This window comes from Microbacterium tumbae (assembly GCF_054780175.1).
Genome location: NZ_BAAGWV010000005.1, coordinates 76,609 through 90,336, shown reverse-complemented (window position 1 = coordinate 90,336; position 13,728 = coordinate 76,609). Strand labels below are relative to the sequence as shown.

General features: G+C 67.7%; 10 protein-coding genes. 2 read left to right on the top strand and 8 right to left on the bottom strand.

Translation table 11 applies throughout. The features are described from left to right. Positions 1–4 precede the first annotated feature (4 nt). From ACYVGQ_RS18035 to ACYVGQ_RS18015, 5 genes are all read right to left on the bottom strand, one after another. Complete coding sequence (locus ACYVGQ_RS18035; RefSeq protein WP_460786069.1) at positions 5–256, bottom strand: hypothetical protein; 252 nt, start codon at positions 254–256, stop codon at positions 5–7. Positions 257–295: 39 nt separating this feature from the next. Next, positions 296–1,231: an aldo/keto reductase gene (locus tag ACYVGQ_RS18030; protein ID WP_460786068.1), complete on the bottom strand. Its 936-nt coding sequence runs from the start codon at positions 1,229–1,231 to the stop codon at positions 296–298. A 28-nt stretch (positions 1,232–1,259) separates the two neighbouring features. Beyond that, positions 1,260–2,171 carry a carbohydrate ABC transporter permease gene (locus ACYVGQ_RS18025; protein WP_460786067.1) on the bottom strand — a complete coding sequence of 304 codons (912 nt, stop codon included), beginning with the start codon at positions 2,169–2,171 and terminating at the stop codon, positions 1,260–1,262. Positions 2,172–2,184: 13 nt separating this feature from the next. Continuing rightward, positions 2,185–3,066, bottom strand: a complete 882-nt coding sequence (locus ACYVGQ_RS18020) for a carbohydrate ABC transporter permease (RefSeq protein WP_460786066.1) — start codon at positions 3,064–3,066, stop codon at positions 2,185–2,187. 108 nt (positions 3,067–3,174) lie between these two features. Continuing rightward, complete coding sequence (locus tag ACYVGQ_RS18015) at positions 3,175–4,512, bottom strand: ABC transporter substrate-binding protein (protein ID WP_460786065.1); 1,338 nt, start codon at positions 4,510–4,512, stop codon at positions 3,175–3,177. A gap of 177 nt (positions 4,513–4,689) precedes the next feature. Between ACYVGQ_RS18015 and ACYVGQ_RS18010 the strand changes: the two genes are divergently transcribed. Then, a complete protein-coding gene (locus ACYVGQ_RS18010) occupies positions 4,690–5,115 on the top strand; it encodes a MarR family winged helix-turn-helix transcriptional regulator (protein WP_460786064.1) in 426 nt (141 codons plus the stop codon). Between the two features lie 28 nt (positions 5,116–5,143). Here the strand turns inward: ACYVGQ_RS18010 and ACYVGQ_RS18005 are convergent, their stop codons facing one another. Then, positions 5,144–6,820 carry a DUF5060 domain-containing protein gene (locus ACYVGQ_RS18005; protein WP_460786063.1) on the bottom strand — a complete coding sequence of 559 codons (1,677 nt, stop codon included), beginning with the start codon at positions 6,818–6,820 and terminating at the stop codon, positions 5,144–5,146. Between the two features lie 143 nt (positions 6,821–6,963). On the opposite strand from ACYVGQ_RS18005, the gene ACYVGQ_RS18000 reads away from it, so the two are divergent. Then, positions 6,964–8,238, top strand: coding sequence for an MFS transporter (locus tag ACYVGQ_RS18000; protein WP_460786062.1), 1,275 nt, complete (start codon positions 6,964–6,966; stop codon positions 8,236–8,238). Between the two features lie 73 nt (positions 8,239–8,311). Here ACYVGQ_RS18000 and ACYVGQ_RS17995 read toward each other — a convergent pair whose 3' ends face one another. Together ACYVGQ_RS17995 and ACYVGQ_RS17990 are read right to left on the bottom strand one after the other, a co-directional pair. Continuing rightward, complete coding sequence (locus ACYVGQ_RS17995; protein ID WP_460786061.1) at positions 8,312–12,163, bottom strand: rhamnogalacturonan lyase family protein; 3,852 nt, start codon at positions 12,161–12,163, stop codon at positions 8,312–8,314. A 225-nt stretch (positions 12,164–12,388) separates the two neighbouring features. Beyond that, entirely contained in the window at positions 12,389–13,690 is a 1,302-nt protein-coding gene (locus ACYVGQ_RS17990) for an ABC transporter substrate-binding protein (protein WP_460786060.1), read from the bottom strand. Positions 13,691–13,728: the final 38 nt, after the last annotated feature.

Below are 13,728 nucleotides of genomic sequence, written 5' to 3'. Positions count from 1 at the left end.
CCGCTCAGGCCGCGACCAGCAGGAGCCCCTGCTTGGGGAGATCGTCGTCGGTCATCTCCCCCTCCGGGACCGGCTCTCCGGTGATGAGACGGTATCCGTCCGGGACCGTCACGGGCCGGTGCGGTGCGACCGTGAGGATCCGCACGTCGTCCAGAGAACCGGATGCCTGCCCGTCCAGGGCGGCGACGACGTGCGACAGGTGCCCGCGCGTCGAGTCCTCGCGGATGATCCAGATGAAGCTCTTCGGCTTCGGCATGATGTTTCCTCTCTTTAGGGGCGATGGATTAAGGGGCGATCAGTCCTCGATCGGCGTGGGGGCTGGCCCGATCGCTCCCAGGGCGGCCCACAGCGTCTCGGGCACGACCGTGTCGCGGAGCGCGACGAGCTCGTGCAGCCGCTCCGGACGCGAGACGCCGACCACCGTCGAGTGCACGAGCGGCGAGCGCAGCGAGAAGTGCAGCGCGGCCGCCGGGAGGGACACCCCGTGATCGGAGCACACCTGTGCCGCGCGGCGCGTCCACTCGAGCAGCTCAGCGCTCGCGGGCCGGTAGAAGTATGACGCGCCGTCCCGCGCTCCGCGCGAGAGCAGATCGCCGCCGAAGGGAGCCGCGTTGAACACGCCCATCCCCTTCTCGTGCGCCGCCTCCATGAGCGGGACGGCGCTGCGGTCGACGAGCGTGTGGCGGTTGTGGGTCAGCAGGGCATCGAACTCGCCGGACTCCACGTACGGACGCACGACGCTGACCCTCCCCGCCGCGATCCCGATCGCATCGACCAGCCCGCGCTCCTTCAGCGACAGCATCCCGGCGATCGCGCCTCCGGGACCGCGCGCCTCATCGAAGCCGATCGTGTACGGATCGTGCAGGTGCAGCAGGGGGATCCGCTCGACGCCGAGGCGCTCGGCGCTCTCCTCGAAGGAGCGCACCACGCGGTCGGCGTCGAAGCGCCCGGTGGGCACGTCCCGGTCCGTCTTCGTGATGATCGTGCGCCCTGGGCCCGCGCCCCTTCGTGAGGCCAGGCCGAGCACGGCCTCGCTCCGGCCGTCGGCATAGATGTTGGAGGTGTCGATGAGCGGGAAGGGACCGTCGAGGATGGCGACCGCCAGGTCGACGGCATCCTGCTCGGCGACGCTGCCCGGCGTCGTGCCGCGACCGAGCACCGACGTGCCGACGGTGATGCGGCCTCCCACGATGCCGGTCCTGCCGAGTACCACCGACGCGTCGTCCGTCACGGCGCCGCCTCCTCTCGTGTCTTCATGATCATCCCTTCAGCGCTCCGCCCGCCAGCCCCTTCATGATCTTCTGGTTCAGCGCCACGAAGAGCACGAGCAGGCCGAACACGTTGATGCAGATGCCGGCGAACAGCGGGCCGTAGTTGATCTGCCCGTACTCCCCGCTGAAGTTCAGCAGGCCTGCCTGGATCGGCCGCAGGTCGGGATTGGTCGTGAACGTCAGCGAGATGAGCAGGTCGTTCCAGATCGCGAGGAACTGGACGATCCCGATGGTGAAGAGCGAGTTGCGCACCATCGGCAGGCCGATGGAGAAGAACGATCGCAGCATGCTGGCGCCGTCGATGGTCGCCGCCTCGAAGACCTCCCTCGGGATGGCGCGGAAGTATGCGGCCATCATGAACACGGTCAACGGCATCCCGAGCCCGGTGTAGGTGATGATCATCGGCCAGTAGGTGCCGCTGATGCCGAGCTGGAAGTAGGAGATGAACAGGGGCACGAGGATCATCTGCCCGGGGATCATGATGCCCGAGACGAAGAAGAGCAGCGTGATGCTGCGTCCCTTCCAGATCATCACCTCGAGGGCGAAGGCCGCGCCGACGCCGAAGACCAGCACCATGGCGAGCGAGGGCACGGTGACGATCACGGAGTTCAGGAAGTTCTGCGCGATGTCGCCCGTCGTCCAGGCGTCGACGTAGTTCTGGAAGTTCCAGGACTCGGGGAGCGCGAAGGTCGAGCCCTGGATGAACTCGGCCTGCGTCTTGAAGGAGCTCAGGAAGAGCCAGGCGATCGGGTACAGCCCGACGACCAGCAGGACGACGATCCCGATGAGGGCGGGGATCGAACGGAGCGCGCGGGCGACGGTGAGCCGGCGACGGGGATAGCGGAGCCGTCCGGGGGCGAGCATCGCCTGGGTCTCGGTCATGGCGGAGGGGGTGAGCATCGTCGACATCGTCTTAGGCCTTCGTCCGGTCCTTGCGCGCCGATCCGAAGACCAGCACGGTCACGAGCAGGCACATGACGGTCAGCGCGACCGCGAGGGTCGAGCCGTAGCCGTAGTCCTGGAACGTGAACGTCGTCTTGAACATGTAGAGCGTGAGGGGCTGGGTCGCGGTGCCCGGCCCGCCCTGGGTGAGCGCGTAGATCGAGTCGAAGACCTTGAGCGTGGCGTTGAAGCTGAAGATGACGGCCGAGAGCAGCACCGGCGCCGACAGCGGCAGCACGACGTTGCGCACGACCTGCCACCCGTTCGCGCCGTCCAGCCTGGCGGACTCGATGAGCTCCTCGGGGATGTCCAGCAGTCCGGCATACAGCAGCACGGCGTAGAAGCCCATGGACGCCCACAGCTCCATGATCACGATGACGATGAAGGCGCTGTCCGCCTGCCCCAGCCAGTCGATGGACTCGATGCCGAACATGCCGAGGAAGGCGTTGACGGGGCCCGTCCGGGGCGCGACCTCGAAGAAGCTCTTGAAGAGCAGCGCGATCGCGACGGTCGGCAGCACGGTCGGGAAGAAGATGATCGTCCGGATGAACGCCGAGGAGCGCCTCAGGACGAAGACGTAGAAGAGCGCGAGCAGATACCCCAGCAGCACCTGGCCGATCGTCACGATGACGGCGTACTTCACGCTCGTCAGGACGGAGGCTCCGAACTGGGCGTCGGTGAACAGCTTGGCGAAGTTGTCCAGGCCGACGAAGTCGAACCCGCGGAGGTCTCCCTGGAAGAAGGACAGGGCGAACGACCACAGGACCGGCACGCCCTTCACCGCGGTGTAGAAGAGGAGGGCGGGCAGCAGAAGCAGGACGACTGTCTTCCGGTCCGCGAAGACTGATTTCATGGGCGGGTAACTCGTCTCTCCGTGAGGTTCTCCGTGGTCGGACGCCGAGCGGCGGATCGGACGGCCGGCGCCTGCGGCAGGCGCCGGCCGTCCCTCGCCGCGGACCGGTCAGCTGCCGGCCAGATCCTCATCGACCGCGGCCTGGATGATCTCGGCGAACTGCTCCGGGGTCTGGGAGCCGGTGATCAGCGGCACGGCTCCCTCACCGGCCGCCTGCACGCCGCGCTGCCCGAGCGGGCCCTCGAACCACAGCACCGTCTCGTCCACGCCGGTCATGATCTCCTGGATCTCGGCCGTCAGCGGCGGAACGTCCTGCACGTCCTGGTTGAGGGCGAAGCCGGAGATCGTGCCCTGGTTGTTCATCACGCTGGAGCCGAAGTTCTCGGCGATGCACGTGAGCCAGGCGTCGACTCCCTCGTTGTCGAGCTTGGTGGAGATCGAGGTCGCCGCCCCGGCGTTGGCCGGGTACTGGTTGATGTCGCCCTTGCCGCCTTCGACGGCGGGGAACGGCATGAAGCCGAAGGCGTCGGGACCGAGCGGGTTCAGCTCCTCGTTGTTGATGTCCGCGAGCATGAACGAGCCGTTGTACATCATCCCGGCCTCGCCGGTGAGCAGCTGCGAGGTGGCGGTCTGGATGTCCATCGTCGCCACGCCGGGGCCGAGGTACTTCCCGAGGTCGGCGACGGCGGCGATCGCCTCGACGTACTCCGGGTCGGTCAGCTTCGCCTCACCGTCGGCGACCTTCTGCATGGCGTCGGGGCCGAGGTCGCGGAAGATGTAGTTCCCGACCCAGCGGAGGATGGTCCATGCCTGCGAGCCCGCGACGACGAAGGGCTGCTTGCCGGACTCCTGGATGGCGTCGGACGCGTCGAGGAACTCGTCCCAGGTCTTCGGCTCCTCGAGACCGAGGTCGGCGAACATCTGCTTGTTGTAGAAGATGCCCTCGATGTTGAACTGGTACGGCAGGGAGACGAAGCGGTCGCCGTACTGGTTCTTCACGGCGGCGATCGCGGCGGGGAGCACGTCGTCGATCACTCCGAGCTCGGTCAGCTTCTCCTCGAGATTGACCACGGTCTCGTCATCGCCGAGGGCGCCGCCCGGACGCAGCGGCGCGGTCGGCGCGATGAACATCTCGGGGAGCGCGTCCTGGCTGGCCAGGAGCGTGACGCGCTGGGTGACGTCGCCCTGCGGGAGGGTCTCCACCTTGAGGGGCATCGCCTCCTCGGCGGCCTCGCATGCGCCTCCGCTCGCACCGAGCGTCGCGAGCTCGTCGCGGATGATGGCGTTCTCGTTGGCCGCGAGGTAGTCGAAGGTGCCGAGGTCACCTCCGCCGCCTTCTGCGTCGCCGCCGTTGCTGCAGCCCACCAGCGAGCCGACGCCGATGGCGACGACCGCGAGCAGGGCCGACGTCCGAACCGGGTGGCGCATCGTTGCTGTATACACCATTCCTCCTTGAATAGTTATTCATCTCGAGTGCACGAGACGTTGACACGTTTCAAGCGCACAAGCTATTCCGAACCGAGCCCCGCTGTCAAGCATTCGTCCCGACAGAGCCACCCGATGTCGGCGACGCGGCGCGCGACCTGAGAACTTCTTAGCCATGCTAACGGGTATGCTCGTTCCATGGCGCGTTCCATCGCACAGCAGAGCACAGAGCTCCGACTCGCAACATTCCGTCTGGCCAGGCGCCTGCGCTCCGAGCTCGCCCTCGGCGCGCTGACGGACACGCAGTTCGGCGCACTCGCCGTCCTCAATCGCTTCGGACCGCACACCCTGTCCGAGCTGGCGCAGCGAGAGCGGGTCTCCGCTCCCTCGATGAAGCGAACCACCCACTCGCTGGAGGAGAGCGGATACCTCACCAAAGAGCTCGACGACGCGGATCGGCGCCGCTTCTTCCTCGCCATCACCCCGGCGGGCGCCGAGGTGGTCCGCACCACCATCGCCCAGCGGGACGCATGGCTGACGGCGAGGCTGCGCACGCTGGACGCGGAGTCCCGCGAGGTGCTCGCACGAGCAGCGCAGATCATGGAGCGGTTCGCCACCGAATGACCCCGCCTCGCGCGAGCACCCCACGAGGTCACTCCGCGCGCAGGTAGAGCACCCAGTCGCCCTCATCGGGCGCCGTGAAGGTGCGTCGTCCGGCCTCGACCGAGAACAGCTGCGCCTGGCCGTCGCGCGGGTTGAACCACTCGCCGCGCCCCCGGGGCGCGTCCAGCGACGCCTCGCCGCCTTCGGCGTAGTAGAGGACGTACTCCTCATCCTCCGCGGCCAGGCAGTAGACCAGATCGTCCGGAGTGTCGATCAGACGGTCGTTCGGGCGCATCCGCCAGAAGCGCACGCCGCGGCTCTCCACGAACTCCACCTGCCTGCGGATGTCCTCGTAGATCGGCGGCGCGCCGTCGAGGTCGAACTTCGCGGACTCGGCGAGCCTGCCGTCCACGATCGTGGCGAAGTGCCGGTCGGATCTCCCCATCGCATACCCCGCCGTGAAGGCGATCCAGTACAGCCGGCGCTCCGCGTCGTACTGACCGTTGTTCCCCGCCGTCATCTCGCCGACGACCACCGGCCTCCCGAACTTCCACATCATCTCGCCGAAGGCGTTCATCGCGCGCCATCCGTGCCGCACGTCGTCCTTGGGATAGTTGCGCGGATCCTGCGTGATGATGAAGTTGTTGTAGGCACTGGAGACCATCAGCTCCTGCCGTCCGGCGTCGCCGTAGGACTTCAGCCGCGCATAGGGGTCGCGGCGGTTCAGGAAGTCGACCCAGTACGCGTACCAGGCGGCCGGGATCTCCGGGGCGATGAACGCCTGCGGGAGACGCTCGTCGTTGATCCTCGCGAGGTTCCCGTTCTCGGACCCGATCGACCACACGACGTTCCAGTACGCCCCGTAGCGCGCCCAGGTGTAGCGGACGTACCGGCGCACGTACTCCATGTGCACCGGGTTGTCCAGGTCGAACCACGCGCTCCAGCCGACGCCGTCGGCATCGCCCTCCAGCCAGCCGCCGTTGGCCACGTTGGACGGATGATTGCCCCACTCCCTCGGCCGGACGACGGAGTTGTCATAGAGGAGCTCCATCGCGAAGAAGATGCCCTTGTCCTTCGCATACGCGACCTGACGGTCGGCGCGCTGATAGAAGTCCAGGTTGAACCGGTCCCTGTCGACCTTGTTCGCCTCGGCGTCGAGGACCTTCCACGGCCAGCGGAACGAGGTGTCCGTGATCGTCGACTGGCGTGCGTACAGCTGGGCGATGTCGACGACGAAGTTGATCCGGTGCTCGGCGAGGAAGTCGAGGTAGAGATACCAGTCCGCCTCGCTCGGCTGCGGGAAGTCGACGTCCTCGAAGCCGAAGTCGCTGGTGCGGCCGACACGGTTGGCCACATGCGGGAACCAGCCGTCGTTGGCGATGAAGGTGTGCGAGCCGTCCTCGCGTTCGAACCAGTTGCCGAACCGCGAGCTGAGCCGCAGCGAACCGGAGGAGACCGGCGGCGTGCAGTCGAACCCGCCCTCGGCGACCAGTGCCGCGTCCCCGGACTCGGTGCGGTAGGACCACCGGCCCTCGTCCATCGGGGCGAAACGCACCCGCCAGACGTGACGCCCGTCCTCCTCGCCGTCGTAGAAGCCGTCGACCGTCTCGCTCGTCCCGCCGTGCGTGAACGTCGCGCGCAGCTCGACGTCCAGGAAGGGGTTCTCGTACACCTCCTCCGACGAGAGCTCGATCTCGAACACTTCCCACTTCGGAATCGTTGACACTGCAGAACCTCTCAGAGATGACCACGACGATGCGCAGACGTTCGCCTGCCGTCGTCCGGTCACACTATCCGTGGTTCCGCGGGCCGGTCAAGATTTTACTTAGCATTTCTAATAAGCTTTGCTAACGAGTAGACTGCTCGACGATGAAAGGCGTCTTCCGCTCGCTCACCGGGCACAACTTCCGTGCCTGGTTCTTCACCGCGCTGGTGTCGAACGTCGGCGTCTGGATGCAGTCCACCGCGCAGAGCTGGGTGGTCCTGACCGAGCTGACGGACAACGACGCCATCGCCACGGGTGTCACGATGGCGTTCCAGCTGACTCCCCAGATCCTTCTCGTGCCCGTCACGGGGTACATCGCCGATCGCTTCGACCGCCGTATCCTCCTCGGGATCACGCAGACGCTCCTCGGGCTGCTGTCGGTCGCCGTGGGCGTCGTCCTCCTCACCGGCCACGCGCAGCTCTGGCACATCTACCTGTTCGCCCTCGCCTTCGGAGTCGTCGGCGCGGTGGATCAGCCGGTGCGCACGACGTTCGTCTCGAACCTGGTCGACGACCGGAACGTGTCCAACGCCGTCGCCCTCAACCTCGCCTCGATGAACGCCGCTCGCCTCATCGGTCCCGCAGCCGCCGGCGTGGTCATCGCCCTCGTCGGGTCAGGGTGGGTGTTCCTCCTGAACGCGGTGACGTTCATCCCCTTGCTGATCGCTCTTCTCACGATGCGCAGAGGCGAGCTGCGCGCGACGCCTCCGGTGCCCCGGAGGCGCGGGCAGACGCTCGCCGGCTTCGTCTACGTCTGGCGCCGCTCCGATCTGCGGGTCGTCCTCGTCATGGTGTCCCTGCTGGGACTGTTCAGCATGAACTTTCCGCTCTTCGCATCGACGATGGCGGTCGAGTTCGGTGCCGGTCCTGAGCAGTTCGGCCTGCTCACCTCGATCATGGCGATCGGTTCCCTCATCGGCGCCCTCCTCGCCGCGGCGCGCGAACGCGCCAGGATCCGGCTCATCATCGTCGCGGCCGCCTCGATGGGGTCCTTCGCGCTCATCGCCGCGCTCATGCCGAACTTCTGGGCGTTCGCCTTCACGACCGTCTTCATCGGCCTGGCGGGCGTCTCGACCTTCACGACGGCGAACGGCTACGTGCAGACGGCGACGATCCCGGAGCTGCGCGGACGCGTCATGTCGATCCATATGGCCGTCGTCGCGGCAGGGACTCCGATCGGAGCACCGCTCATCGGCTGGGTCGCCAACGAGTTCGGCCCCCGGTGGGCGCTGGGCTCCGGCTTCGTCCTCTGCGCGATCGCGTGCCTCATCGGGACGATCTGGCACTTCAGGCACCGCCGCGGACGCCGTTCCGGCCCGGGTGCGCCGACGGACCCGGACACCAGGACGACACCGATCCGGACGGACCCGGAGGACTGAGCCCCACTTCGTCCGCCGACGGACGACGGAGGGCCGGCCCTCTCGGACCGGCCCTGCGCACCGCGGACTGTCGTCAGTACGCGCCGAGATCCTGCCACGGCCCGTTGACATCCCCCGGCTCCTGGTTGCGGGTCCACCACTTCGCCTTGTAGGCGTGGCCGTCGTGCGCGACGGTCTCCCCGCCCGTGTAGACCCAGGATGCGGTCCAGGCGCGGACGCCCTCACCGGCATCCGCGACGAGCTCGCCCTGCTGCATCCACGATCCGGTCGCGGTGCTGCCCGGCCTCTCGTTCTGCGTCCACCACTGGGCGACGTAGACGACGCCGTCGTAGGAGACCTCGTCGCCCGCGCCGTAGGCCTTCGCGGAGTCCCAGGCCGGGATCGGCGCGACGAGTGCGAAGTCGACGGTCGTGACGTTGCCCGCCACGTCGTAGACCTTCAGCTCGTTCGCCCCCTCGACGGCTCCGAACACGCCCGGCTTCACGCCGTTCAGATCGGAGTAGACGTCGTCGGACAGGTCCTTCTCGACCCCGTTGAGGACGACCCGGTCGACCTTGTTCGCGTCGTGCAGGCGGAACGAGATCCGCTCGTAACCACCCTCGGCGGAGCCGACCGTGTCACCCGGTCCGGTCTTCACCGTCGCGGTCGGGCCCGTGGTGTCGAGCGTGAAGGCGAGCGTCGTGACGTTGCCCGCCACGTCGTAGACCTTCAGCTCGTTCGCGCCCTCCTTGCCGCCGAAGACGCCGGGTTTGACGCCGTTCAGGTCCGAGTAGACATCGTCGGACAGGTCCTTCTCGACCCCGTTGAGGACGATCCGGTCGACCTTGCCCGCGTCGGCGAGTTTGAACGAGACGGAGCTGTACACGCCGTCCCTGCCCTTCGACTCCGGCTTGACCGTGACCTTCGGCGCGGTCGTGTCCGGAGCCGTGATGACGATGTCCGTGCGCTTCTGCGGGAGCGACGCCTCGTCGCCGAGGTAGAAGCCCGCGAATCCGACCTGGTCGTATCCGGTGTTCTTGTTCGCGACGCCATTGCGGTACATCGGGTCGTGCATCAGGGTCCGGATGCCGTACTCGGTCGGCGCGAGCGTCGTGACGATGCCGAGCCGGTTGCCGCTCGCCCGCAGCACGAGCTCCTCGCGCCAGTCGCCGAACAGGTCGGCCTTCAGCGTCGGCGTGCTCTTGTTGCCTGTCGAGGTGAGTCCGGTCGCGAGGTAGGAGGTCGCCGCGAACGTCTGGTCGTCGATGCTGTTCACCGTCGCCCCGTTGACGCCCATGTGCGTGAGCCCGCTGCCGAACCAGATGGCGTTCTGGCCCTGGGCGATGCCGCGCGCGGAGTTCGTGGTCGCGAGGATCTCCCCCGTCACCATGCTGCGCACCTCTCGCGTCGACCCGGATGAGCCTGCCTGCGCGCCCGGCCACCGGTGGGAGAAGTTCCCCGCCACGCTGCCCTCGTCGTCGCTTCCGGAGTAGACCCCGAAGATCAGCGAGTTCTCGGTCACGATGTCGCCGTTCTCATCGACGCGCTTGCCCTTGAGCGGGTCGTATCCCGACGGACCGGGAATCCAGCCGGTCTGGCGACCGGTGCGGATGTCGTCCAGGAGATGCTCCTCCATCCCCGACCATTCGCGGATGTTGTTCTCCTTGTCGACGGGCAGCAGCGCGCTGCGATCGCCGTGTCGCAGCGGAGCCCAGACGTTGTCCGGGTTGTCGCGCACCTCATCCGTCGCGAACTCGAACTGACCGGCCACCGGCGGCACGCCGTCCGTGCCCTCGATGGTGGGCATGACATCGCCGTTCAGCACCCGCGGGAGGATCTTCGTCCCATCGGCGGAGAGGTCGAGCACCATCGCCTTCATGACGATCTCGTCGCGCCCGTCGCCGTCGAGATCGGCCGAGGTCGTGAAGTGGTTGCCCCGGTTCTGGTAGTCGTAGGCGCTGCCGCCGAGCGACCAGTACTGCGGATCCGCGGAGTCGAAGGACGCCTGCAGGTGCACCTCTCCGCCACGGATGTCGAAGGCGGCGAAGGTGGTGCGGTGATAGTAGCCGCGCTGGGAGACGGCGAAGTTGTGCACGCCGTCCAGAGCAGCCACGACGCCGACGTAGCGGTTGGGACGATTGCCCTGCGCGTCGCCGTAGGCCGCCGGCTTCCACGGATGCTCGAGCCAGTACGCCTCGTGCTCGGCGAGGATCTGCGCCTTGTAGTCATCAGCCGACGAGCCGGACCCCGGCCCGGGGAAGGCCAGGTAGGAGTAGTTGCCGCGCTGCGAGGCGGGGGTCATCGCCCAGTTCTCGCCGTCGACGGACGCCTCATAGGGGAAGGGATAGGTCTCGCTGTCCACGAGCACGCCCTTGCCGGCATCCGCATCCCACTCGAACGCGGAGAAGAACTCCTGGTCGTCCTTGGCCGGGCCGATGGGGCCGACGTGATAGGTCTTGATCCAGCGCTTGAGCTCCGGATCGTTCGGCCCGTCGTTGCCGCCGCCGACCGTCGGGCTGCGGTAGGCGATGCTGAAGCTGTTCAGCAGGGACCAGTAGGCGTCCAGGGACTCGTCGTCGCCTTCGGCGAAGTACCTCTTGAACGCCTCAGTCGTCGTCGCAAGCCCGTCCTCGCCGCCGACGACGGTCTGCAGGGTGTCGGGGTAGACGACGGACTGCGACGCCTCGTCCCAGTTGCCGATGCGCGTTCCGAGCCCGGTCTTGAGCATGAGCTCCGACCGGCCGTCCCCGTCGAAGTCCTGCGCGAACAGCGTCGTCTCGTGGTCGTTGGCCGCGCGGACGTTGTACCCCATGTCCACGCGGAACAGCAGCGTGCCGTCCTGCTTGTAGACGTCGATGTACTCGGGAGCCGTCGTGGTGCTGTTGCCGCCGAAGATCGGCTCCGAGTACATCGGGTCGACCTGGGTGCTGCGCCATTTCACGACGATCTCGTACTCGCCGTCGCCGTCGAAGTCGCCGACGGTCATGTCGTGCGTGGAGTAGGCGGCGCTCGGCGAGGTCTCGATGGCGCCGTCATCCGTGTGCGCATAGGGCAGCGACTCCCCGGCGTCCAGGTTCTCGACGTAGGTGATGAACTCGCCCTCGAGCTCCTCGTAGAGGGCCTTGCCGATCCTGCCGTCCTCGAGGGAGTTCTCGAGCTCCCTCGGCTCCTCGTAGGAGGCGACGCCGAGCGCGTTCGGCGTCGTGTTGTAGTCGTTGAGCTCGTCGACCCAGGCGTCCAGCTCGGCCTGCGTGACGGTCTCCTGCTCCTCGTAGGCGACGCGGAACCCGCGCAGCAGATCCATGTCGACGGTGTACCAGTTCTGGCCGCCCGTTCCGGGGATGGTCATGGCCGCGGCGTCCAGGCGTGCGCTGCCGCCGAAGCGGTTCTCGTCGCCGCGGTAGGTGAAGTGCGCCAGGGGCACGGGCGCAGGAGCCGGCTTGAGGGGGATGTAGTGCACCGCGCCTCGGCCCGCCTGGCCGGAGGCGCCGGGGAGCGAGGACAGCATGGGCACGCTCATGCCCTGCCGCTCGCCCTCCTCGCCGTCCACGACAGGGGCCACCTCGTACACGGACGACGCCGTGCCGTCCGGGTCGGTGTAGTCGGAGGGCGTGGAGTCCTCCTTCACGATCCCGGGGTTCGTGTCGTAGTCGCTTTCGGGCTGCACGTCGCGGGGCTCGATCGTCGCGATCCTCTGGAAGTCGCCGGCGCCGTCCTTCCGGTAGACGTTCCAGGAGATGCCGTCGGGCTCGTCGCCCAGGTAGCGCCAGCTGAGGAAGACGCCGTCCTCCCCCTCGGCCGCGACCAGACCTCTGGTCAGCCATTCCATCGGGCGCTGGTCCGGTTCGGCCGTCGCGCCGGCGGCAGCCGGCGCGATCCCGAACCCGGAGACGCCGACCGCCAGCGCCAGCGAGAGCGGGGCCAGTCTTCGCAGTGTTCTTCGCACGTCCATACTCCTCTTCGAGTGGAATTCGGTTTCGCAGGATCGGCGCCCCGTCATTGGGAAACGCTTTCCGGCTACATCCTGCTCCCGGACGATCCCCCGCACAAGACTTGATTTAACGTTTCAACAGGAGTAGCGCGTGCGCACGCGGGAGACCGACAGGGACCCGTGGAGACACGACGGATACCCCCTGATCCGAGGACCAGGGGGTGCCCGTCGCACCGGGTGTCAGCCCGCGGCGTCGATCTCGCCCTGCAGCTCGGCCACGAAAGCCTCGGCCGCCGCCAGCGGCTCCGTCTGCCCCGCGAGGACCTCCTGCGTGTAGCGCTGGAGCATCGCCTCGATGCCGCTCGCGCCGTTCGGCGCCACTGCGGGAGCGGTGCCGGGCGTCACCCGGTCCTGGTACTCGATCGCCGCCGCATCGGTCGGGGTCAGGCTGTCCCCGATCGTCTCGAGGGTGTTCGCGTTGGCCGGGATGCCGCGCTCGGTGCCGATGATGCTGACCGCGTCCTCGTTGTTGAGGATGTAGTCCAGGAACAGGCCGGCCTCGGCGGGGTGCTCGCTCGTGCCGGAGACGGTCCAGTACATCGACGGCTTGTAGAAGCTCGGGTCGACGCCCTCGGGCTCGGGGAGCTTCAGCAGCACCAGGTTGCCGCCGTTCGCCGCCTGCAGCGCGGTGAGCTGGGCGTGCCATGCCATCGACATCGCGACCTTGTTCGTCGCCATCGGACCGGCCGAGATGCCTGCCGCGAAGCCCTCGAAGATCTCGTCGCCGCTCTGCGAGGCGCCGGACGCCGTGAGGTCGAGCTGATACTGCCACATGTCCGCGATCGCCTGCGGGTCGATCGTGACGTTGCCCTCCTCGTCGAAGAGCTCGCTGCCCGCCGAGCGCCCCCAGTACCGGACGCTTCCGGTGTCCAGGCCCCCGACGGTGCCGATCCCGGTGATCTCGCCGCCGCTCTTGTCGGTGAGCTCCTGGGCCAGGGCGCCGAGGTCGCCCCAGGTCCACGTCTCGTCATCCGGAAGGGCGACGCCGTACTCGTCGAAGAGGTCCTTGTTGGCGACGAGCGCGTAGACGCTCACGCCGATCGGGACGGCGTACGTCGTGCCGGCGACCTGACCGGTGGCCAGCGCGTCCTCCGGGAAGCCGCTGAGGTCGAGGTCGAGGCTCGACAGGTCGGCGAGCGCGCCGCGTGCGCCGTAGGACGACAGGTACAGCTCGTCCATCTGGATCACGTCGGCGGCGTCTCCGGCCGCGGTGGCAGTGGCGAGCTGGTCCCAGTATCCGGCCCAGTCGGCGTAGGTCGGCTCGACGGTGATGTTCGGGTACTCGTCCTCGAACGCGTCGATGACCTGCTGGGTCTGCTCGGCGCGGGCGTCGCCGCCCCACCAGGTGACGCGGATCGTGACGGGCTCGTCGCTCAGCTCCGGCGTGTCGCCGCCGTTCGACGAGCAGGCGCTCAGTGCGAGCGCGGCCGTCGTGACGGCAGCGACTCCGATGCCGAGACGACGCAGGTTCTTGCCTTTCATGGTGGGCTCCTTACTCCTGTGTAGGGGGTGTTGCGGGT